This window comes from Enterococcus sp. C53, assembly GCF_040887425.1.
Lineage (GTDB): Bacteria > Bacillota > Bacilli > Lactobacillales > Enterococcaceae > Enterococcus_B > Enterococcus_B hirae.
Window position 1 is genome coordinate 156,867 of sequence record NZ_JBFOFT010000006.1, and the last position, 22,456, is coordinate 179,322.

Sequence of the window (22,456 nt, forward strand, 5' to 3'; positions counted from 1 at the left end):
GACAGACGTTATACTACGTTTGTAATCGATTGCAAAATAAATTTGAGGTGAAAAAAATGAATGGTTTTATGGATAAACTTTCTCAAAAAATTATGCTCTTAGCCAATCTTTTAGGGCAAAACCGTTACTTAACTGTGTTACGGGATGCATTTATGTTGTCATTTCCGCTAACAATGTTTGGATCAATTGTGGTCGTTGTGAATAATCTACCGTTTTTCAGTGATGGTACCAAAGGCACTTTAAGCACCCTTTTTGGTAATGGTCAAAATGCGACGATGAGTATCATGTCCGTTTTTGTTACATTTGGTATCGGCTATTATTTATCAAAATCATATGATGTAGAAGGTATTTTTGGTGGCGCTGTTTCATTCGCAAGCTTTTTGATTCTCACACCTTTTGTGATGACAACAGCTGGTGGTGAAGAAGTTTCGGGTGTCCTATCACTTGATCGTCTAGGTGCTAAAGGAATGTTCATTGGAATGATTGCTGCCTTTTTAGCTGCGGAAATCTACTGTCGAATCACCAAACGTGGTTGGCAAATTAAAATGCCTGATGGCGTACCACCTGCAGTAACGAAATCTTTTGCCGCTTTGATTCCAGCTGTAGTCACATTGACTGTTTTCTTGATCATCAACGCTGTCATGACTGGCGTATTCAATGCGAACCTTCATGACTTAGTCTATGAAGTTATCCAAAAACCTCTAACTGGTTTAGGTAGTAGTTTACCTGCCACGTTGATTGCCTTATTCTTTGTTCAATTTTTGTGGTTCTTTGGTCTTCACGGTCAAATTATTGTTAATTCTGTTATGGACCCTATCTGGAATACATTGATGCTTGATAATTTAGAAGCTTATCAGCATGGGAAAGAACTACCACATATCATCACAAAACCATTTATGGAAACCTTTACCGTTGGTATCGGTGGCTCTGGAATGACGTTAGCAGTAGTATTATTGATGGCTTTTGTCTTGAAGAAAAAACAATACCGTGATGTTGGTCGTTTAGCGCTAGCACCTGGAATCTTCAATGTCAATGAACCTGCAATTTTTGGTCTACCAATCGTATTGAACGCAACCATTTTGATTCCTTGGGTCGTTGCTCCTTTGGTCGTGACGACGTTCAACTACTTGATGATGGCAGCTGGCATCGTTCCTCCGCCTACTGGTGTTTCAGTTCCGTGGACTGTGCCGATCATTGCTAGTGGTGTTTTAGCTACCAATTCATGGCTAGGCGGTCTCTTACAAGTAGTCGATTTTGTGATCGTCGCTTTTATTTGGTACCCATTCTTAAAAGTATTAGATAAACAACCTGATTTAGACGTTGTGTAAAGCCTTATCTACTCACCTGTGAAGCAAATCATCTTCTTTCTAATAGAGATTAAGTAAATTTTATAATCTAGCATGAACAGTCAAAACATGGAATGATGTGAATTGATTTGTTCATGCTTGTTTCATTGAAATGAGTGATTCAACAACTAAACTTCGTTATTTCTTTCTTGTCGAACGAAATAACTTTCGTTATACTCAATACGAGGTGAATAACGTGCCAAAATATGAAGAAATCGCAAATGTTTTAAGGGAAAGAATCCGTTCAAAAGAATATCCACCAAACAGTTTTTTACCTAATCAGATCACTTTAGTCGAAGAATTTGGCGCAAGTCGAATGACCATCAAAAAAGCCATCAATATTCTGGCTATGGAAGGATTAGTTTATTCGCAAAGAGGGGCTGGAACCAAAATTTTAGATCATCCTTTTATCGAGAAAGATACCTCCCCTGCCAATGAGTATGAGGGACTCAGTCATCAAATGAAGCGTCGTCATCGTTCACTGACGAGTCAAATCATTCAATTTGATGTCGAGTTTCCGAACCCATTTATTCAAGAAAAACTAATGATTGGTGCCGAACAACCGGTTTATAATATTCACCGTCTACGAATTTTAGACAACGAACCTTATATTTTGGAACATACATTTATGCCTGTACATTTAGTTCCAGGTCTAAAAAAAGAACATCTGCTTTCTTCTATCTATGATTACTTGCACCAAGATCTAAATCTTCATTTTGCAGGCGCCTATCGAGCAATTTCAGCAGATAAAAGTACGCACTTTGATCAGGAATACTTGAATTGTTCGGAAATAGATCCTGTTTTGGATGTGCAACAAGTCGTTTATCTAAAAGATGGTCAGCCCATCGAATATTCATCTAGTAGAAATCGGTTTGATGTCCGCAACTATTCCTTACTTGATGTCCGTTCAAACTAAAAAAATCCGTTTCAAAAATAGGAAACTATTGTGAAACGGATTTTTTGGTGTTTACAAAAGAGCAGAGTCAAACAGAATAATTGCCAGAAACGTTTCCACTCACTATACTGTAACTAACACAATACTTACTTTTTGTAAGTTCAAAGGAGGAACTCCCATGGATACTCAAATCAAAGGCATCCACCATGTTACCGCTATGACTTCAAGTCCCACTAAAATTTATCGTTTTTTTACGGATATTTTAGGAATGCGCTTAGTAAAAAAAACGATCAACCAAGATGATATCGAAACGTATCACCTTTATTTTACAGATGAATACGGCTCCCCTGGAACTGACATGACTTTTTTCGCTTTTCCTAATCAACCTCAAGGAAGTAAAGGAACGGATACGATTTCTAGAGTGTCCTTTCGAGTACCAACTGATGAAGCATTGACTTATTGGTTCAAACGCTTTGAAGAAAAGAATGTTCTTCACTCTGCGATCAAGGAACGTTTTTCTAAAAAATATCTGGAGTTTGAAGACTTTGACCATCAATTCTATCAATTGATTTCTGATGAAAACAATACAGGTGTTGCTGGTGGTACTCCTTGGAAGAACAGCAATATTCCATCAGAATATGCAATTACAGGCTTGGGTCCAGTTTTTGTCCGAGTGAGTCAAATGGAACCATTACAGTTACTATTAGAACAGACTTTAGAGTTTAAACTTACTGATCAAACAGGAGCTTTTTCGCTCTTTGAAGTCGGTCAAGGCGGTAATGGAGCAAGCATCATTGTTGAACAGCGAGCAGATTTACCAAAAGCAATCGAAGGATTCGGCAATATCCATCACCTTGCCTTGCGTGTCGCTGATGAAGAAGCCTTACGTCACTGGATCCATGTGATCAATCAGATAAACGTACCAAGTTCAGGGTTTGTGGATCGCTTCTACTTCCAATCAGAATACTTCTTAGCTGCCACCCACGTTCTCTTTGAATTAGCAACAGATGGACCTGGTTTTTTTGGAGATGAATCAGCAGATACAGCTGGCGAAAAACTATCACTCCCACCACAACTCGAAAGTAAAAGAGAAGAAATCGAAGCGTACATTCGTCCCTTCGATACTCAGGATGCCAACCAACAACGAGAATGATCTTCTTTCTATCCAGACAGTCGTTTTCAAGAAACATAACTTTCAAGAAAAAGAGGTCAAATCATGGAATATTTTTTTCAAGCGGGAAAACAAACAAGTAGAAATTTACTCCTTCTTCATGGTACAGGTGGCGATGAATATTCTTTACTTGAAACCGCCCAGTTCCTTAAACCGGATGCTACGATTCTTTCTTTTCGTGGTTCAATCAAAGAAGACGGAATGAATCGCTTCTTTCGTCGGAATGGGTTGAATCAATTCGATTACCAGAGCTTAGCAGAAGAAACAGCGCTTCTATACCATGAAATCTCAGCAGTTAGCCAAAAAGAAAACATCTCGTTACATGACTGGGTGATCGTAGGCTATTCCAATGGAGCGAATATCGCTGCTCACTTGCTATTATCGAGAAATACTGAGCTGCGAAAAGGAATCCTTTTTCATCCAATGTCTTTAAACGTCAATTATCCAGCAAAAATAATGACTGATACTCAGATCTGGCTTTCTTACAGCAAGACCGATCCAATCGTCTCCTCTATAGCGATTACGAATCTGATCAAAGATTTTGAAATGCAAAAAGCTCACCTCACATTGCAAGAAACGTTTACTGGTCATCAATTAACAAAGGCTGAATTAATTGCCGCAAAAAGTTGGCTTTCTTCGCTTTCGGTTAACTAATATTGGACGAAGGTTGTGATGCATCGGATTATTTTTTCAAAGTCTCTTTTTCAAAGACTCTATAATGAGGTACGCTCCAAAAGTTGTACGTGAAAACGACAATTTTTAGGGCGTATTTTTTTGTTTCGACCTTTACGCACGAAACAGAAAAATGGATGTAAGTGCTAGATCCAACTATCCATTTTTCTCAAATCATCTCTTTTAATTTTCATTTTGGAAAATCCTTCTTGGCTCCCCCTCATTTTAAACGCATCATATTAAAGATAAATAGAAACATTCCTCATTTGAAAAAACTGTAGAATATGGATTTCTATTATAAAAATTAGAAAAAAATGAGTTTTTGATTAGCTAGATTTCCGAAAAATTGCTATAGTTTAATTAATCAGAGTTGCAATCATTTTAGCGTTCGCCAATTTTTTGTCGAGTTAATATGGTTCACTCATTAGGGAGGGGGCACGATGCTTCACAAAAAAAGAAAACAGATTCAACAAGTAATCTTTCTGTTATTGACACTTCTGTCAGTCCTTGCACAAACAAATGTTGTTCAAGCAGTTTCGTTAAATTTATTTGGTACGACTACCGCAACTAATAACAGTCAAACCAGTCCAAATGCGCTTTTTTTAAACCGAGTAAATGTCCCTGTCACTTTTCTCATTGAAGGAAAAAATGGCATCAGCGCTGGTGTTATCACAACTGGCGATAAATATGCCATTTTAGAAGCACCGACTGAAATGGTCGGGTATATCCAACCTAATGGGAATGCGACTGTTCAAACTACTGTTACTGTGCCACTTAGTCAGTCCCCTTTACAATTGATTTTGCCGACCATAACCTCTGTGATTTCGTTGATCGTCAACTCACCTTTAGTTTCCACACAAAATAAAACAGCGGTTAATCAGGCATTGTCAGAATTACGTTCGGAAACTTTTGGTGCCCAGAATCTTACTCTAGCTATCGTCCCACGCTCAAGCACTCAGTATGGCGTAGCGATTAGTCAAGGGCTATTACCCATCCTGACAATGACATTAAAAAATCGGATTCAAAATTTATTAACGATCGTCCAAGCTTTACCGCTGATTGGTACTGTTTTAGGAACATTATTGTCCCCCTTTGTCACAGCTTTGTCTCAATTTATTACGAGTTTAAATTCACCAACTTCTGATAATAGTAAAAATTTGGTTGCTGCTTCGATTTTAGGTAATACGAGTGTTTCGCTACCATTTCTTTTATCTTCGCCCAAATTGACCCAAGATCTAACAGCTAATTTTAAGGGCGGTTTTATTCAAACAGATCAGTCGACGATTCAGTTAGGACCTACTACTGGTACAACACCTGTTTATTTTTCAGCTGGAGCACTCACTTGGCAGACCACAAGCTTGCCGACTCACTTGAACTTTGGTCAGCACTTGATCCAGACCCAACAGGATGAGCACTTAGTAGCCACCAATAACAATCAAGTAACTACCGGATCGATTTCGATTACTGATACACGGACAGTTGTAAAAAATTGGCAAATAAAAGTCCAACAACTTAGTCCTTGGCAAAACGGAACCAATCAATTAACGTCCCAATTACAAATCTCAACAGCAGATTTAACAACTACCTTTCCTATCACTGGGATCACAAGTACTGCTAATCAAATGGTCCCTCTATCTATAGGTACGCAACAAACATTACTCAAATTAAATGGTGTAACTGATCCTGGTCAAGTCCAATTGGCAATCAATCAGTTCTCATTAGCGGTTCCCAAAGAAAGTCTGAAAACAAAGGGAACCTACCAAACAATGGTGGAATGGCTCTTATCGGATACACCGTAATTTATTTAGGAGGAAGAAGAAATGAAAAAGAAAACGTTATCTTTTTTGTCTTGGGGATCAGCTTGTTTTCAAGTTCTCTCGTTTTTGCTGATTCACAAACCCAAGGAGAAGTGGCCTATGTGGAAGGCGCACTTGAATTTGACTATGCTGGCGGTATACCAACTAATTTAGACTTTGGGGATCATCCCTTGCAAACTGCAGCTGCTGAAAACTAGATTGCTACTGCTACAGGTGAACAAACCGGCTCTACACCTACTACTGGAACCGTAGCTGTTCGAGACAACCGAGGAAATCCTGCAGCTACATGGACAGTTAAGTTATCTCAAACTGACCAGTTCAAAACAGCGGATGATGTTGAGCTATCAGGTGCACAGCTCAATTTATCTTTTGGCGCACTTACAAATAACTTAGGATTAGCCCCTACCAGTGCCTATGAAAACGATGAATTAGCGATCCAAGTATTCAATCAAGATGCTACGATTTTAGATGCAACCGCAGGTCAAAACTCGGGTGATACTGCACTAGCGATCAATCAATTCAGCTTATCTGTTCCAGCGAATACAAATAAAGTAGCCGAACAATATACTACTATATTAAATTGGACTTTCTCATTCAGTCCAACCAACTAAGAAAGGAGGAATGATCGTGAAAAAGTGGTTTTGGATACTACCCTTCTTCTTTCTACTGATGGGAAATCTTAACATCTACGGCGAATCCTTACAAAGTTTTGATGCACAAATACAAGTCAATGAATCAACACCATCAACAAACGACAATTATTTTGATCTACAACTAAAACCTGGACAGGAATCGACTTTGAATGTCTTAGTCACGAATCTAAAAGAAACTGAGATCACGATCATTCCGTCCTTTAATCGTGCAAAGACCAATCAACTAGGCGTTGTTGAATATTCTGGTAGAAATCAAGATCGTCCTAATAATTTGCCCATCGATATCGAGAAAATTGTTTCTGTTGATAAGCAAAAGTTTACTCTTGCGGGACATGAACAAAAAAAGATTCCTTTAACCATCAAAATGCCAGAAAAAGATTTTGATGGAGTAATTGCGGGTGGGCTCTATCTCCAAGAAGAACCAAAAAAAGATATACAAGGAAATATCCAACATGTCTTTTCTCGGGAGATTGCTGTCTTACTTAAAACACAACTAAACAAAATCCAACCGAACTTAGAACTAAAAAAAGCAGCACCTACCCAAATCAACCAGAGAAATGCCATCAAAGCAACTTTGGAAAATACTAATGCTGCTTATCTATCTAGTGCTCGTATACACTATGAGATCAAAAAAGAACAACAACAAACCCCAGTACTAACTGGGACTCAACCCATTTCGTTCGCCCCTAACAGCGGCACGGACTATTTGATTTTTTTAGAAGGAAAAGAATTCGAACCAGGAACCTATCAGCTAATGACGAATGTCAAAAACAAGGAAATCAATTGGCAGCAAAAGATAAATTTTACTATTTCGCAAAAAACAGCTGCAACTTATAATGAACAAAATATATCTACTACAAAGGATGAGCCGCAAAACAATTGGCTCCTTTGGCTAGCTGGAGGTATTATTTTCGCTCTCGTCCTCATTATTGTCTTTTTACTGTATATTGTAAAAAAGAAAAAACGATAACTGTTATCAAACAAAAACTAACTCTACCTAAATTTTCACGAGGCAGAGTTAGTTTTTTTCTTCTGATCTAGCAGTTATTGATATACTATCAAACACATTAGTTCTTTACTACGATCAGGAACAATCCCAGCCGTTCTTCAACAACTAGCGGCTCCTTATTGTGGTTCTCCAAATCGGATGGTATCCCCAATCGCAAACTCTGGAAAGATTTGAGGCTCTACAACGATTGCTCCTGACAAGACTTCGTTTTCTCCTGTGCGGAAATAAATGGAGATATGACCGAGGGTTTCAAAGTTATGATTGGCTTCACTGCCAACTTCTTTGATTTCATATTCTTGGTTGCCGATGGTCAGTATATCCCCTGTTTTGATGACATTTTTAGCCGTTTCATGATTGTCATGGACCACACAGATGTCTTTTAATTCAGGTGGTACCTGTTGTCCGAAAAGAATCATTAAGTACTCTGCCGCAAATTCTTCCACTAAAGAACCAACCTCAACAATCTTTGTTGTGTGCATGGTTTTCTCCTCCTTCTATGATAACGTCGTATCTTGTAAATGACGTAACTGCCAAACAGTGGTACTGGCATCTAGTTCAACGTCATCTTCAGTTAAGAAAGAACCCGCCCGTATAAAACGTTTTGCTACTACTTCTCCAGAGATCAGTCCGATCGGGATATGTCCCTCTCGCTTCATTTCTTCGTGGGTCTCAAGTACTCCTCGGACACAAAAACCACCGATTCCATCTAAATGATCCCCAGGTTGAATATCTTTTTTCGCTACCGCAACGGTTTCTGAAATTGGGGCGCCTAATGGAACAATGGCATGATCTTGTTGTAAGACAGCTTTTGCAATCGTAATTGGTGTTTCTAAACTTGCTAAATGATACGGGCGATATAAGATATGATGATCCCGTTCCCCTTTCTTCATCAAGTAATTCATTTCTTCAGCTACTTCGCTATTTTGCCCCTTAACGATAACAAAGACGCCTGGCGCTAAACCATCCACATATTCCACTACACCAAATTGAGATAAGACACCACCATTTTCTTTTAAATCTAACGAAGTAATGACAGAATCTAGATCCCCTTTCAAACCATGCATACCTACCTTGTCAGGGATATAGCCAATCGCATTTGATAAAAGATTCATTTCAGCCATTGTTTTTGTTCCATCTTGGAAAGCAGCTAGCATGTGAGGAGCCATTTGTTATTTCTGAGCTTCTTTTTCAGCAGTTGCCGGATTTGCGGAAATATTCAATTGATTATTTTTGCCTTTTCCCGCAACTAAGACTTCCATCCCCATAGACGAAGCAAATTCAAATAATTCGGTGGTTGCTGCAGGTTCATCGCCATCTGATCCTGTATAGATCAACCCTGCTGAATCATAGAGTTTATGCATCAAAGGTCCAATAGTGATATCGATTTCAACATTTAATAAGACAAGATGTTTTTTTGCTAATAACGCTTCAAGCGCAATTTTTGCTCCTGCTTCAGGTACACCAGTAGCATCTACGATTACTTCATTCCAATCAGAGTGAATAATTTCTTTAGCATCTGTTGAAATAAGGACATCATTTTTAACTTTTGCCGAAGCTAGATACGCTTCTTTCGCTTTTTGTGCATAATCAAGGGACAAGTCACTGATCCCTGTTACGATCATCCCTGGAATTGACGCTATTTGTGCAATCATTCCCCTGCCCATTTGTCCTGCACCAATTACACCCACTTTGATTGGATTTCCTGTTTTTTCTCTTAATTGTAATTCACCATATAAAGTCATCTTATGTATTTCCTCCACTCATTCAATTTTTTATGTTTTTTTATAAATATTCTCTAAAGATTCGGTTCACTAATATTTTAGGCGAATTGGCAAAATTACCAATTGTCGAGCCCGCAATATGAGGAGTGATCGTGAGATTATCTAATGTTAGATAAGGATGGTCTGCGGGTAATGGTTCCTGTTCAAAAACATCCACTGCCGCTCCCGTAATCTCTTTGTTTCTTAATGCTTGAATCAAATCTTGCTCATTGACTAATCCAGCACGGGCACTATTGATGAAAACAGCAGAAGGTTTCATTTTCTTGAAATGCGACTCATTGATCATATGTTTTGTTTGAGGAGTCAATCGATAATGCATCGAAAAGATATCTGCTTTTTCCACCAGTTCCTCTAAGCTAACTTGAGTATCAGGGGACGTACCATCAAAATAATCATCAAAGAAAAGAATGTTACATCCAAAAGGTCGCAACAAATGAGCAACTCGTTGGCCAATTTCGCCATAACTAATTAACCCAATCGTTGACTCTTTTAATTCAGGTGCTAATAGCCCATTAGGATAGTACTTTTGCCACTGATGCTCTCTTAATTTTTGATTTCCTCGTGCGATATTTCGAATTTCTGTCAAAATCAAACCAACAGTAAATTCCGACACACTAGTCTTACTTCTGCCAGGAGTATTATAAACAGCAATTCCTTTTTCTTCGGCATAGCTAACAGCGACATTTTCTGTACCTGCTCGCAGTACGCCAACTAATTCCAAATTTTCCGCCCGTTCGATCACTTTTTTACCAATCGGTGCAAATTGAGTAATGATCCACTGATACTCTTCAATATTTTCTAAGAGATACTCTGGTAATTCGACTGCATCACACCCATGTTTTTCAATCTTGATATTACCTTTTTGCAGACTATCTAAATCAGAATGCCGCCATTCTTTGATGTCTACAGAAATTCCTTTTGTCGCTAAATCTTTTAAGCCTTCTTCCATCATTTCTCGATCAATAAATAAATCTGCGATTGCTAAACATTTGATCATTCTTTATTCCCCTCCTCATTTAATACAACTGATACCCGGTAGCTTCCTGGGGTACTAGCGATCTCGAATGCTTTTTGAATATCCATTAATGGAATTTTGGTTTCGATCAATTTTGATACATCGACACGCCCTTCATTTAGGAGTGTAGCTGCGTCATAAAAATCTTCTAATGTGGAAGCATACGTACCGATCACTTCGAGACGCATATAATGAATCGTATTTGGCTGGATAGCCATTTCAGGCGCAGGATAACCCGCAGCATAAATCGAGATTTTCCCATCTTTTTCTTTCACCATCTCAAGGGATTGATTCATCGCCAAAGTTGATCCAACTGCGACAATGACGCTGTCAGCCCCTCTCCCATTTGTGAGTTCTTTGACTTTTTGGACTGGATCGTTTTGACTTGCATCAATCGCTTCAAACCCTAATTCCTTGATCAGAGCTAACTTTTTAGGCATGACCTCAGAAATAATGACCCTTGCGCCCATTGCTCGTGCTGTTAGTCCATTAAGAAGTCCCATTGTTCCTCCACCGATGATCACGATCGTTTCTTTCCCAGGCACTATTCGTAATTTTTTCATATTTTGAACGACGGAGGATAAGGGTTCGACAAAAGCAGCTTCTGAGGCAGATAAAGTTGGTCTCATCTTGACGAAGCTCTTGGCTTTACGAACAAAATAATTCGCAAATCCAAAAATCCCATAAAACTCTTTTGAATAATTCTTTCCAAATTGCCGTTTGTTTTCACAATTCGTAATTTCACCAAATTTACACTCATCACAGTAACCACAATAATCATAAAGTACACTGACTCGATCGCCGATCTGGTAGGTATCGCCGACAGCTTTGCCTTTTGCTATGACAATTCCTGAACATTCATGTCCGCCAGCCATAGGATAGCCTTGATGTTCTCTAAGTCCTAACCATTGTTGATAGTCAGTTGTACAAATGTTACAAGCTTCTTGTTTTACTAACAATTCATCTTCTGCCAATTCAGGCATCGGTATTTCCTTGATCTTTGCATTCTTCTTCTCAGCTAAATAGCCAAACGTTATGTTTTTAGGTTGCATTTTTTCACTCCTATTCTATAATCCAATTGAAAAGGCATACGCAATGATAACTGCGATCGGCCCAGTTAAAATTCGCGAAAACAACACAGCTGGCACACCATTAGAAATCGTTTCTGGTTTTGCTTCTCCCAAAGTCATTCCTACGGGTGCAAAATCACAGCCAACTTGTGAATTGATAGCAAACAGTGCTGGTAGAGCGTAATGTGGCGGAATTGTACCATTAGCGATCTCTGTTCCGATCAATAAACCAATCACCGAAGCAATCACCGCCCCTGGTGCTAATAAAGGAGATAAAAACGGCAAACTAGTAATAGCACCTAATAGAACTAAGCCAAGTAAGCTACCGCCTAAAGGTGACAAAAACTTCGCAATAATATCCCCAATTCCTGTATAGTTGATAATACCAATCAAAGTTGCAACAAAAGCCATAAATGGAATAATATTTGTTAGCACGGTATCGATCGTTTCACGCCCTGCTTGATACATGATATTGATAAAGCTCCCCGCACCACGTCCGATGGTATCGATCAAGCCAAAAATCCCACCTTTTTTATTGCTATGATTTTTCTTTTCAGTGGTTTCTTTTGTTATTTCTGTAGTTGTTTCCGGTTTATTTGTGTTGATATTTGATGTTTTTTCATTCTTATCTTCTTTATTATGTACTTGTGCAGCTTCGCTTTCACTAATAATTTCTATGTTTGTAATCGTTGTTCCTGAAACAAAAATATCTTCTGTCATAAATTTCGCCAACGGCCCAGAAGGCGCTTGCAATTTTACGTTGATTGTTGGGATCTTCATTCTTGGATACGTTCCACAGCGTGCTGTTCCGCCACAATCAATGACTGCACACAAGGTTTCTTCTTTTTCCACTGGATTTTTAAATGCATCAACCGCTGTTACCCCAGCTAATTCCGCAATCTTTTCAGCGACGGGATGAATACCACCACCGGTTACACTGATAACGTACTTCTTACGTTCATCATTTAACGGAATGGTTAATGGTCCTCCCCAGCCTCCATTTCCTTTATGGATAATTAGTTTTTTCGCTTCCATCTCTACCTCCATTCTCAGTTTCGTCTATGCCTCTGTTGTTTTTTTTGCTTCTCTTTGTGTTAAGAAACGAGCAATTTTTTCTGTAATGATTCCTCGTACTAAGATAATCATAAAAGCAGCCAATAAATACCTTAGACCTAATTCACTTTGATTTCCCACTTTACCAAAGCCAGCTGCTACACCAAGATAAACAAATAGTTCAGCTGAATTTGCATGAGGAAATAATCCCACGATGGGATGAAGCATTGACACCGTTGCATCATAGTAAGCTGCCTTGTGTTCTTCTTTTAAAAATCGTCCAAATGTATAACACATTGGATTTGTTAAAAAGAAACACGCTAAAAACGGAATCAATGTATAACGTAATAACGTGAATTTCGTACATCGTTGCATGAATCCAAATACTCTTTTTTCTCCGATAATTTTTATTAGAGCGTTTACAAAAAGAATCAAAGAAATCAACAGCGGAACGATCGTCGTTAAAAATCCAACAAAAGTATCTGCTCCAGCTTGAAACATTCCCATAAAGCCATCTGACAACTTCACCAGAAAATTCAAATCCCATTCCTCCTTTTAAGATCAAATTGCGCGCTTTTATCAAAAGACAATTCATTTGTCATATGATACCACACCAAGAATATATCATTTGACAAAATTAATGTCAATTGATTTTTTTGAAAAAATAAAGTACACTAAAAATGGAAATGTTTTTTATTAAATGTATGACAGTTATGATTACCCGATCGACTTGATCTATTTAAGTGAAGTGAATAACTGGAGTGAAACGATCAATTGGAGGAAAAAATGAGTAAGTCTGAAGAAAGAAACATGGTGAAAGTAGCAACTTTATATTATAAAGAAGGTCTGACACAAGCACAGATTGCTAAGAAAATGGGAGTCTCTCGTTCACTCATTTCTAAATGGTTAATTGATGCTCGAAAAGCAGGTTTCATTGAATTTTTTATTAATAGTGAAAATATCTATGCCATTGAATTAGAAACCGAACTAGAGAAAAAATTTGCCTTATCTTTTGTTAAAGTGGTGGACACAACGAATCTATCTTATCCAGAAATCGAGAAAATGGTTGGACAAATTGCAGCAATTTCTTTAAAAGATAAGATTGCAGCTGCGAAAACAATCGGGATTTCATGGGGAAAGTCAATCAAAAGCTTAGTTACTCAATTTCCATTTGAGAATTATCCTGATACAACATTCATTCCATTAATTGGCGGCATGGGATATGATCATTTTGATATCCACTCCAATCAACTTTGCCATGAATTTGCTCGAAAGACGCGTGGTTCTTCAAAATATCTTTACACTCCAGCACTGGTTTCTAATGAGATAATCCGTCAAGAATTTGAAGGTAATATCTACATTGATAAAATTCTCTCTGAAGCCAAAAAAGTCGAATTAGCACTTGTCGGTATCTCCTCCCCTGATCATTTCAACACGATGGAAGAAATCGGGTATACTAATAAAAAAGAAATGGCACAATTAAGAGGGATTGGTGCAGTTGGGGACATCAACTCCCGTTTTTATGATAAAGATGGGCAAGAAGTAAATCATCCAATCAATAAGCATGTGGTTGGCCTAAGTCTTGAAGAGCTTAAAGCGATTCCTGAAACCATCGCTATTGCTTATGATGATGCGAAATGGCAAGGAATCTATTATGCTTGTAAAAATCAACTGGTTGACTCCATCATTACTACCGACACCATTGCGGATCACTTGATTCATATGGATATTTAGCAATGACAAAAACGGAAGTTACGTAAGAGCAGTTCCGCTTCTCACCTGTTTCCTTTATCTGCTCTTGAATCTCCTAACTATTTCCGCTATGATTAAAAAGTAATAAAATATGATTTTGTTTGCAGGGGGACGCTGTTGCGTTGAGAAGGTAAAACCTGACCCTTTGAACCTGTTTGGTTGATACCAGCGTAGGGAGCAAATGTCCTTTTTGTTGATGCGAAATCAAAACAAACAAGACATTCTTCTTTCTAGGGGAATGTCTTTTTCTATTTTAAGGAGGATCACAGATGAAAAAAGTGCTTAGTATTGCAGGATCAGATTGTAGTGGTGGTGCGGGTATACAAGCCGATTTAAAGACTTTTTCTGCTCATCGAGTGTATGGAATGTCGGTTATCACCTCAGTCGTAGCTGAAAATACGGTTCGTGTATTGACCTACCAAGATATTTCCCCTCAAATCATCAAAGATCAAATGGATGCGGTTTTTGAAGACATTTTTCCCGACGCTGTAAAAATTGGGATGCTTTCTAGCCAAGAAACAATGCTTGCAGTGACCGAAAGTTTAAAAAAATGGCAACCACAAAATATTGTTTTAGACCCAGTGATGTACGCTAAAAACGGCAATGCGTTGATGGAGCCAACTGCGATTGATACACTGATCCAGACAGTTCTTCCCTTAGCTAACTTGATTACACCTAATATCCCAGAAGCAGAAAAAATTGCACAATGTACGATCTCATCAATAGCAGATATGGAACAAGTCGGACGAACCATCTACGAAAATAGTGGAACAGCTGTTTTAATCAAAGGTGGGCATAAATCTGGTGAAGCTACCGATGTGCTCTTTGATGGAAAGAAAGTCTATCATTTTACTGCAGAACGAATCGAAACCAAAAATACTCATGGGACAGGGTGTACGTTATCTTCTGCTATTGCTTCTGAATTAGCTCTAGGAAAATCCTTAGAGCAGGCTGTCTGTGAAGCAAAGAAATACGTTACACTTGCAATCCAACATTCGTTGGCGATCGGTCAAGGACATGGTCCTACGAATCATTTCTACTCGCTTTACCAAAATACCGTTGAAGAGGAGTAATTTTATGTCATCATTCGAAACTATTATCCAACAAATTCGTGCATGCAATCCGTTGGTTCACCATCTAACGAACTATGTAACAGTCAATGATTGTGCCAATATTACTTTAGCTATTGGTGGTTCTCCGATAATGGCTGATGCGATTCAAGAAGTAGCAGAAATAACAGCTAAAACGGATGCACTCGTTCTCAATATAGGAACCTTGAATGAACAAACCGTTGATTCGATGATTCTTGCTGGCAAAGAAGCGAACAAGCATGGAATTCCGGTCATATTCGATCCAGTCGGTGTGGGTATTTCTCAATTTCGTATGGATGTGACTAAAAAGTTATTAAACAGTATCCATTTTACAGTCATTCGTGGAAATTATTCAGAAATCCTTTGTCTAGCAGGTATTCAAACTTCAGCTAAAGGAGTAGACACTTCGCTTGTGAATCAAAAAAAAGAAACTGAAGTCATCAATATTGCACGAACACTAGCTTCTTCTTTTCACTGTATCATCGTCATAACCGGCGCAATCGATATCGTTTCAGATGGTGTTCGAACGATGCAGGTAAAAAATGGTTGTGCTGCAATGCGCCATGTTACTGGTACTGGTTGTATGTTAGATTCCCTAATTGCTACTTTTTGTGGTGGTTATTCCGATGATTTTTTTGAAGCAACCGTAAGTAGCGTGATTGCAATGGGTGTTGCTGGTGAATTAGCTTTTGAAAAGGCAAAAACCAACGGAACAGGTAGTTTACGTACTCATTTAATAGATGAAATAAGTAAACTAACTGATCAAACCTTATCAGAACGAGGTGACTATATTGCATTCGATGATTGATTACCGGCTCTACCTAGTAACAGATCCACTCTTGTTCACTACCAATACACTGCTAGAAGCTGTCTCACAAGCACTTGAAGGAGGCGTTACTGCTGTCCAACTCCGAGAAAAACAGTTAGATTCTAGAAAGTTTTACGAAGAAGCCATACAGATAAAGCGATTAACCAAAAGATATAACGTTCCCTTGATCATCAATGACCGCCTTGATATTGCTCTGGCATGTGATGCAGACGGTCTCCATATAGGTCAAAATGACTTACCCTTAACTATAGCTCGTAAGCATCTTGGACCAGATAAACTAATCGGTGTTTCAGTACAAACGGTTGAAGAAGCCATCGAAGCAGAAAAAAATGGTGCGGATTATCTAGGAGTCGGTGCAATGTTTCCTACAGATACCAAACCAGATGCAATGCATGTCACAACTGAAGAATTAGAAAAAATCTGTGCGCAAATCTCGCTTCCAATCATTGTGATCGGTGGAATCAATCAGCAAACAATCCCAGCTTTTCACTCACTTCCCATTCAAGGTTTTGCTGTCGTATCTGCTATTTTGTCAAAAAAAGATATCAAAAAAGCCAGTCAGGAACTTTTAGGATTGATTGATCAGACGATTGGGAGGTAAATCAATGTCATTTTCAAAAAATTTAAAAATCGAAGCTTATGACAGCTGGGAAAAAGGATTTAATCATCCATTTATTCAAGAATTAGGAAAAGGTATTCTTGCTAAAAAGACATTTCAATTTTATTTACTACAAGATTACTTGTATTTATTTGAATATGCTAAAGTATTCGCATTAGCTGCCACCAAATCAGACAATGAACATCAATTGTTTCATTTTGTGGAAGCACAATACAGTATTCTAGCAACAGAACTTGACTTACATCGCCAATATATGTTGGATTATGCTATTGAAAAAGAAGAATTTAACACCGTACAACCTTCTTTTTACAATCGCTCTTATACAACAAATATGCTAGCGATCGGCCATAGTGGAGGTGTAGCTGAAATCATCGCAGCTATCCTTCCCTGCGCTTGGACCTATTACGATTATGCGAGTCGTTTAAAAAAACGATATCAATCGAGTTTAGAAAAGAACCCCTATCGCTCCTGGATTGATTTATATGCAGATCCTAGTTTTGAAAAATCATTTGAGTGGATGTTTGACCTGTTGGATGAATTAGCCGAAATGAAAAGTGCGAAGGAACAACAAAAAGTAAAACAAATTTTTATTTCCAGTTTGGAATTTGAATATCTTTTTTGGGAAATGTCTTATTATGAAGAAATGAATCTGATTCCATTATCAGAATAAATTGTATAGTGATTTCAGTAGACAACTTCTTCTGCTTTCGTTTAAAGCAGATCTAGTAAAACATGTTAAGTCTAGGACACTCACCTTTTAGTCTCTAGACCAGACGAACACTCAATCATTGTAGGACTGATAGAGTATTCTATCGGTCCTAATTCTTTTATAAAAAACTACTACACTACCGCTAAGATGAAGTTATTCAACCCATCAATCTGAAAGAACTTATTTGATCACGCCAAACTACTAAGTAAAATTGTGTATGTCTTTTACTGCTTTGAGAATAACCGTTTGTCTAGTCCTCATCGGTGATTACACTCATTCGACATAAAAAATAGTAATCTCTCTATAAAATTAACTGACGAAAATATAATCATAAAAAAGCACAAATTCTTTATTGAACCAAATAGAATTTTCTCATAAACTCACATTCCTAAGTCACACATTGCGTCTTTTAGCCAAGGATGTAAAACGAAAATATCCGTTAAAGCCCACTCAATATAGGTTTTACACCCTTGATCTAAAGAGATGTCTAAAGCTTTGTTCAATTGTTTTAAATAAGGAGCACTATGGTCTCTATCCCATTTAATCTTATCTGCAATGAAAACAACTTTATCTAAACTAGAAGCATTTTTTTTAAGCGTTGTATGACATTCAATAGCTGATAATATTTCTCTATCCTTTATATTGAATAGTTCTTTTGCTATACATACTGATTGTTTTTGGTGGAGAATCATAGGTAGTTTCTCTTCTTCTTTTAGAACTTCCTCCCCTAAACTCTTTTGTAGTTCTATCCTTTCATCATCAGGAATGATTACGCTAATATCATGTAACAAACCAGCAAGATAGGCTTTATCTTTTGGTACGTTAAACTTTTCTGCAAGTTCTTTCGCCTTGTTGGCTACTTCATACGAGTGAAAGACAGTTTTATCTTTCTCATAATAATTCAAAAATTCTCTGACTTGTATTTCAATATTTTTAGAACTAAAGGGTATCTTATACTCAATAATGTTCTTTATTTTAACTCACCTCCCAATGAATGCCTTTACATTATTATGTATTAATAAGGTCAAAAATAAAGTTCGACAATCATTCCATCCTCTGATAGTTTTGCTCCTTTTTAGCTTTTCGATTCCCCTGGATCAGGGTACAACGAATAAAATCATCAAATCAATCTAAGTGCGTTTTGATTTCTTACTGTCTGACTTATTCCTATCAGATAACAAACCATAAGTGGCATAAGCAGGAATTACTACAGCTAAGAACATTTTAACGAGAAACTTAAAAACTTTCATATGATTCACCATCCTTTATATGTTACTCATACTTTATCATACTACCTATTAATAACCCAGCTATCACAGGCAATCGTTTATCCTTAGAGACTAACTACTTCTTACTTCTCTCTCATTATTTCATGAGGTTGTGAAAAGAGTGTCTTGACCTGAGCGCTCACCAAGTAAAAACTGCGACGAGTAATCGCAGGAGCATTAAGGATGAAAATCTCGAAATAGCTCCTCATGTTTTGAGATTTTTTGACTTATCGCCGAAGGTCAGCTCTTTGAACACCGTTTATTCGTTTTTAGAGATACTAGAATATTATCTGTCACGGTAATACTATTTTAACCAAAAAAGAACAGAAAGAAATTTTCTTCTTTGTGTCCAAATGATTCTAAGAATTTTCTTTACCAACATCATTTGACAAAGAGACCAAAAATGTAAGATTCATTAGTGGTTCTATGATACCCGAAGGCTGGGGTTTAGCTAGAACCCTGATTATTTTAATTAGATGATTACCCATCTCGTATTTTCTTAGTTCAGTTTAACTAGATGATTTATTTCAAAACAAGATTGCTGACTTAAATCCTAATTCAGCATAATCAAACAAATATGCTGCATCAATTCATCTCACATTTTAATTTTGTAAAAAATTGATATTTGTTTCACAATTTTATTGTAAAATAAAACAATGCTTATTGGAACAAACACACCTAACATCAAGCGGAATAATCCATTTATAGGTGTTATTTCGCCATGCCTCATATTAAAGATTTGAATAAGTATCATATGAAACAAGAATATATTCTTACTATAGGAATTTAAATTTTCAAAACTTTTGATTTTACTTTTAGAAATAACCAACAGTCCATACAAACTAAAAATAAAAGGGATTGTGAAATACATAAAATTCTTATCGATTCCTTGATTATAAAATGTGATTATCCCTTCGACTCCTCCTAAAAAACACGCAGCGACTAGTCCATATATGAATAACTTTCGATGCTTTTCTAAATTATGTACATTATCAGCCAAAACAAATCCTATGGAAATAAAGAGTGGACTAAAGAATAACCCATTTCTTGTAGTAAAAAAAATATTAAAGTATTTTTCCATAACTGATATGACCATTGGATTTGATATAAATAAGGAATACGTTTCAAGGGAACCAACTGAAAAAAATAAAAAGCAAACCAGAAAAATCCATTTATATCTAAATCTTTGAAACATATATTTAACTATAGCTAATGAACTTATCAAAGCAGGAAAATACCATAAGTGATAGATGCTTCCAGTATATAGGAAACTAACTACCAATGCCAATAATATTGACCATAAATTCCACTGAATATCAACTGTATCTTGTAACAGTTGAACACCAAACGGAATGTACAACAAAAACACTATAGTATATAGACGTACTATTCTTCTTAGCCACATCTTCGAATAGCCTTCCCTATTACTATTTATCCGAAAGAAATATGCATTATTTACAAAAAAGAATGGAACAGCAATACGACAAACCATACTTTTTAGAAAAAAATGCACTATCGGGTGATTAGTAATGGTTCCACAATGAATAACAACAACACAAATTGTTGCAATAAACTGAGCAATAAATAGTTTTTGATTCTTATTATCCATAATCCCTCCAACAAGCAAATTTGACTTTAATAGGCTAGAAATAAAAATAGAATATGTACCAAAAAAAATTTGGAGATAATTAACTCTAACATCTATATTTTCTCTTTCCTCTTTAATTTCTTAAATCCACAATACTATATTAATTATAGTATTGATTAATGTAAAAAACATTAGACTAAAGTCCAATTCATTTAATTCATAATTGTATAGAGCGGGAGCAATTTTAAACTATTGAGGTATTCAAAAAAACAATAGATAGATCCCTATTTTTTTAAAATTAGATGATTACCATTATTGTATTTTCTTGGCTCAGTTTGATTAGATGAATTATTTCAAACACAGATGAGTGGGTAAAAACGACTTTCACTATATCTAGAAGCCAGAAAAATCATAGGCTATCTAACGTTTGAATCCCTGTAGGACCCTCACCAATGATAATGAATGATAAGGACCATTTTCTGCTCTTTGCAGTAGCGAAAGCAACTCATAAAAGTCATCAGACAGAAAAACGTTTTCTTCATCTTCATTACCTCTATTCATTTTAGCATCTTATACGGCAGTAGGTACGGTTCTTTTCATGATGTGGAATGATTTTCTGTATAGAGAGTAGGACAACGCTTCAAAAAGAAAATGGCTCTATAACAAAAAAATCTGAGACAGAATGAGGTTCATTCTGACCCAGATTTGTTTTTACACCACGCATCAGTTCTTATTGACAAAGAGCTAAAGAAAACCCCTAATGTAAGACACATTAGGAGTTCATTATGATACCGGCGGCCGGGGTCGAACCGGCACGCCCTTAACGGGCACTGGATTTTGAGTCCAGCGCGTCTGCCAATTCCGCCACGCCGGCGTAAAAAACTGGGGTAGCTGGATTCGAACCAACGCATGAGGGAGTCAAAGTCCCTTGCCTTACCGCTTGGCTATACCCCAATAAGAAAGGGCGAATGATGGGAATCGAACCCACGAATGCCGGAGCCACAATCCGGTGCGTTAACCACTTCGCCACATTCGCCATTATAAACAATGTTATTTTATTTCTCAATAAAAAACTAAGATGAGTACATCTTAGTCAATACCGGCGGCCGGGGTCGAACCGGCACGCCCTCAACGGGCACTGGATTTTGAGTCCAGCGCGTCTGCCAATTCCGCCACGCCGGCAAGTTGATTTTATTAGTACTAAGGCGGTAACCGGATTTGAACCGGTGATGAAGGTTTTGCAGACCTCTGCCTTACCACTTGGCTATACCGCCATTATACTATTTTCAATCTATAAATGAAATTATAGAACTGGGGTAGCTGGATTCGAACCAACGCATGAGGGAGTCAAAGTCCCTTGCCTTACCGCTTGGCTATACCCCAATAAAGAAGGGCGAATGATGGGAATCGAACCCACGAATGCCGGAGCCACAATCCGGTGCGTTAACCACTTCGCCACATTCGCCATGGCAGGGGCAGCAGGAATTGAACCCACACTAACGGTTTTGGAGACCGCTGTTCTACCTTTAAACTATGCCCCTATGTAATGGAGGAGAGTGGATTCGAACCACTGAACCCTAAGGAACGGATTTACAGTCCGTCGCGTTTAGCCACTTCGCTACTCCTCCATGGTGGCGCGGGACAGAATCGAACTGCCGACACACGGAGCTTCAATCCGTTGCTCTACCAACTGAGCTACCGCGCCAAATTTTAAAATGTATTAATTGAAAAAGAATGACGGTTCCGACGGGAATCGAACCCGCGATCTCCTGCGTGACAGGCAGGCATGTTAACCCCTACACCACGGAACCAGTTCATTATGGAGGTTAACGGGATCGAACCGCTGACCCTCTGCTTGTAAGGCAGATGCTCTCCCAGCTGAGCTAAACCTCCATTTTTCAATTAATGACCCGTACGGGACTCGAACCCGTGTTACCGCCGTGAAAGGGCGGTGTCTTAACCGCTTGACCAACGGGCCAGGAAAATGCTACGGAGAGTAAGGGATTCGAACCCTTGAGACAGCGTGAACCATCTACATGATTTCCAATCATGCTCCTTCGGCCTCTCGGACAACTCTCCAGAGTGAAAGAAGCTCATTACTCTTTCTCATAAATGAGA

The 22,456-nt window shown here is 37.9% G+C and carries 21 protein-coding genes, 14 tRNA genes, 1 pseudogene and 1 riboswitch; of the genes and pseudogenes, 13 read left to right on the forward strand and 23 right to left on the reverse strand.

Annotation, left to right across the window (positions count from 1 at the left end):
* Positions 1 to 56 precede the first annotated feature (56 nt).
* From celB to AB3I42_RS09385, 8 genes are all read left to right on the forward strand, one after another.
* Positions 57 to 1,328, forward strand: a complete 1,272-nt coding sequence (gene celB, locus AB3I42_RS09350; protein WP_368022457.1) for a PTS cellobiose transporter subunit IIC — start codon at positions 57 to 59, stop codon at positions 1,326 to 1,328.
* A gap of 214 nt (positions 1,329 to 1,542) precedes the next feature.
* Positions 1,543 to 2,262 (forward strand): GntR family transcriptional regulator, encoded by a 720-nt coding sequence (locus AB3I42_RS09355; protein WP_010719615.1) that lies wholly within the window; start codon positions 1,543 to 1,545, stop codon positions 2,260 to 2,262.
* A 157-nt stretch (positions 2,263 to 2,419) separates the two neighbouring features.
* Positions 2,420 to 3,394, forward strand: coding sequence for a VOC family protein (locus AB3I42_RS09360; protein WP_034867486.1), 975 nt, complete (start codon positions 2,420 to 2,422; stop codon positions 3,392 to 3,394).
* Positions 3,395 to 3,457: 63 nt separating this feature from the next.
* Positions 3,458 to 4,066 carry an alpha/beta hydrolase gene (locus AB3I42_RS09365; protein ID WP_193797468.1) on the forward strand — a complete coding sequence of 203 codons (609 nt, stop codon included), beginning with the start codon at positions 3,458 to 3,460 and terminating at the stop codon, positions 4,064 to 4,066.
* Positions 4,067 to 4,524: 458 nt separating this feature from the next.
* A complete protein-coding gene (locus tag AB3I42_RS09370) occupies positions 4,525 to 5,883 on the forward strand; it encodes an adhesive domain-containing protein (protein ID WP_306690486.1) in 1,359 nt (452 codons plus the stop codon).
* A complete protein-coding gene (locus tag AB3I42_RS09375) occupies positions 5,859 to 6,098 on the forward strand; it encodes a hypothetical protein (protein WP_368022458.1) in 240 nt (79 codons plus the stop codon). Before AB3I42_RS09370 ends, AB3I42_RS09375 begins: the two co-directional genes overlap by 25 nt.
* Positions 6,099 to 6,512: a WxL domain-containing protein gene (locus AB3I42_RS09380; RefSeq protein WP_256870114.1), complete on the forward strand. Its 414-nt coding sequence runs from the start codon at positions 6,099 to 6,101 to the stop codon at positions 6,510 to 6,512.
* A gap of 10 nt (positions 6,513 to 6,522) precedes the next feature.
* Positions 6,523 to 7,524 (forward strand): DUF916 and DUF3324 domain-containing protein, encoded by a 1,002-nt coding sequence (locus AB3I42_RS09385; protein ID WP_202605293.1) that lies wholly within the window; start codon positions 6,523 to 6,525, stop codon positions 7,522 to 7,524.
* A gap of 155 nt (positions 7,525 to 7,679) precedes the next feature.
* Here AB3I42_RS09385 and AB3I42_RS09390 read toward each other — a convergent pair whose 3' ends face one another.
* From AB3I42_RS09390 to AB3I42_RS09415, 6 genes and pseudogenes are all read right to left on the reverse strand, one after another.
* Complete coding sequence (locus AB3I42_RS09390; protein WP_368022459.1) at positions 7,680 to 8,042, reverse strand: PTS glucitol/sorbitol transporter subunit IIA; 363 nt, start codon at positions 8,040 to 8,042, stop codon at positions 7,680 to 7,682.
* A gap of 15 nt (positions 8,043 to 8,057) precedes the next feature.
* A pseudogene (locus AB3I42_RS09395) lies at positions 8,058 to 9,305 on the reverse strand (NAD(P)H-dependent oxidoreductase).
* A 40-nt stretch (positions 9,306 to 9,345) separates the two neighbouring features.
* Positions 9,346 to 10,341, reverse strand: a complete 996-nt coding sequence (locus AB3I42_RS09400; protein WP_181933662.1) for a 2-hydroxyacid dehydrogenase — start codon at positions 10,339 to 10,341, stop codon at positions 9,346 to 9,348.
* On the reverse strand, positions 10,338 to 11,411 hold the full coding sequence (locus AB3I42_RS09405) for a zinc-binding dehydrogenase (protein WP_010737303.1): 1,074 nt from the start codon (positions 11,409 to 11,411) through the stop codon (positions 10,338 to 10,340). The genes AB3I42_RS09400 and AB3I42_RS09405 overlap by 4 nt, the downstream gene beginning before the upstream one ends.
* 15 nt (positions 11,412 to 11,426) lie before the next feature.
* Positions 11,427 to 12,464 (reverse strand): PTS glucitol/sorbitol transporter subunit IIB, encoded by a 1,038-nt coding sequence (locus AB3I42_RS09410; protein WP_010737302.1) that lies wholly within the window; start codon positions 12,462 to 12,464, stop codon positions 11,427 to 11,429.
* Positions 12,465 to 12,488: 24 nt separating this feature from the next.
* Positions 12,489 to 13,022, reverse strand: coding sequence for a PTS glucitol/sorbitol transporter subunit IIC (locus AB3I42_RS09415; RefSeq protein WP_010737301.1), 534 nt, complete (start codon positions 13,020 to 13,022; stop codon positions 12,489 to 12,491).
* Positions 13,023 to 13,268: 246 nt separating this feature from the next.
* Here AB3I42_RS09415 and AB3I42_RS09420 point away from each other — a divergent pair, with 246 nt between their 5' ends.
* From AB3I42_RS09420 to tenA, 5 genes are all read left to right on the forward strand, one after another.
* Positions 13,269 to 14,216 (forward strand): sugar-binding transcriptional regulator, encoded by a 948-nt coding sequence (locus tag AB3I42_RS09420; RefSeq protein ID WP_010737300.1) that lies wholly within the window; start codon positions 13,269 to 13,271, stop codon positions 14,214 to 14,216.
* 113 nt (positions 14,217 to 14,329) lie between these two features.
* Positions 14,330 to 14,428, forward strand: a riboswitch (TPP riboswitch).
* A 75-nt stretch (positions 14,429 to 14,503) separates the two neighbouring features.
* Positions 14,504 to 15,307 (forward strand): bifunctional hydroxymethylpyrimidine kinase/phosphomethylpyrimidine kinase, encoded by an 804-nt coding sequence (thiD, locus tag AB3I42_RS09425; RefSeq protein WP_010737299.1) that lies wholly within the window; start codon positions 14,504 to 14,506, stop codon positions 15,305 to 15,307.
* Positions 15,308 to 15,311: 4 nt separating this feature from the next.
* On the forward strand, positions 15,312 to 16,133 hold the full coding sequence (gene thiM, locus AB3I42_RS09430; protein WP_010737298.1) for a hydroxyethylthiazole kinase: 822 nt from the start codon (positions 15,312 to 15,314) through the stop codon (positions 16,131 to 16,133).
* On the forward strand, positions 16,117 to 16,755 hold the full coding sequence (gene thiE, locus AB3I42_RS09435) for a thiamine phosphate synthase (protein WP_081125480.1): 639 nt from the start codon (positions 16,117 to 16,119) through the stop codon (positions 16,753 to 16,755). The genes thiM and thiE overlap by 17 nt, the downstream gene beginning before the upstream one ends.
* Positions 16,756 to 16,759: 4 nt before the next feature.
* Positions 16,760 to 17,443 (forward strand): thiaminase II, encoded by a 684-nt coding sequence (gene tenA / locus AB3I42_RS09440; protein WP_010737296.1) that lies wholly within the window; start codon positions 16,760 to 16,762, stop codon positions 17,441 to 17,443.
* Positions 17,444 to 17,862: 419 nt separating this feature from the next.
* Here the strand turns inward: tenA and yqeK are convergent, their stop codons facing one another.
* From yqeK to AB3I42_RS09525, 17 genes are all read right to left on the reverse strand, one after another.
* Positions 17,863 to 18,387: a bis(5'-nucleosyl)-tetraphosphatase (symmetrical) YqeK gene (gene yqeK / locus AB3I42_RS09445; protein WP_368022460.1), complete on the reverse strand. Its 525-nt coding sequence runs from the start codon at positions 18,385 to 18,387 to the stop codon at positions 17,863 to 17,865.
* Between the two features lie 958 nt (positions 18,388 to 19,345).
* Entirely contained in the window at positions 19,346 to 20,359 is a 1,014-nt protein-coding gene (locus tag AB3I42_RS09450) for an acyltransferase (RefSeq protein ID WP_325830136.1), read from the reverse strand.
* Between the two features lie 399 nt (positions 20,360 to 20,758).
* Positions 20,759 to 20,899 carry a hypothetical protein gene (locus tag AB3I42_RS09455; protein ID WP_158000815.1) on the reverse strand — a complete coding sequence of 47 codons (141 nt, stop codon included), beginning with the start codon at positions 20,897 to 20,899 and terminating at the stop codon, positions 20,759 to 20,761.
* A 228-nt stretch (positions 20,900 to 21,127) separates the two neighbouring features.
* Positions 21,128 to 21,212, reverse strand: a tRNA-Leu gene (locus AB3I42_RS09460).
* An 8-nt stretch (positions 21,213 to 21,220) separates the two neighbouring features.
* Positions 21,221 to 21,292: transfer RNA gene (locus tag AB3I42_RS09465), tRNA-Gln, on the reverse strand.
* A gap of 9 nt (positions 21,293 to 21,301) precedes the next feature.
* A tRNA-His gene (locus AB3I42_RS09470) sits at positions 21,302 to 21,374 on the reverse strand.
* 61 nt (positions 21,375 to 21,435) lie between these two features.
* A tRNA-Leu gene (locus AB3I42_RS09475) sits at positions 21,436 to 21,520 on the reverse strand.
* A 21-nt stretch (positions 21,521 to 21,541) separates the two neighbouring features.
* Positions 21,542 to 21,612, reverse strand: a tRNA-Cys gene (locus AB3I42_RS09480).
* A 37-nt stretch (positions 21,613 to 21,649) separates the two neighbouring features.
* Positions 21,650 to 21,721: transfer RNA gene (locus tag AB3I42_RS09485), tRNA-Gln, on the reverse strand.
* Positions 21,722 to 21,730: 9 nt separating this feature from the next.
* Positions 21,731 to 21,803 (reverse strand) — tRNA-His (locus tag AB3I42_RS09490).
* A gap of 2 nt (positions 21,804 to 21,805) precedes the next feature.
* Positions 21,806 to 21,879, reverse strand: a tRNA-Trp gene (locus AB3I42_RS09495).
* A gap of 6 nt (positions 21,880 to 21,885) precedes the next feature.
* A tRNA-Tyr gene (locus tag AB3I42_RS09500) sits at positions 21,886 to 21,966 on the reverse strand.
* 1 nt (position 21,967) lies between these two features.
* A tRNA-Phe gene (locus AB3I42_RS09505) sits at positions 21,968 to 22,043 on the reverse strand.
* Between the two features lie 33 nt (positions 22,044 to 22,076).
* Positions 22,077 to 22,149 (reverse strand) — tRNA-Asp (locus AB3I42_RS09510).
* 9 nt (positions 22,150 to 22,158) lie between these two features.
* Positions 22,159 to 22,231 (reverse strand) — tRNA-Val (locus tag AB3I42_RS09515).
* A 13-nt stretch (positions 22,232 to 22,244) separates the two neighbouring features.
* Positions 22,245 to 22,316, reverse strand: a tRNA-Glu gene (locus AB3I42_RS09520).
* Between the two features lie 12 nt (positions 22,317 to 22,328).
* Positions 22,329 to 22,417 (reverse strand) — tRNA-Ser (locus AB3I42_RS09525).
* Positions 22,418 to 22,456: the final 39 nt, after the last annotated feature.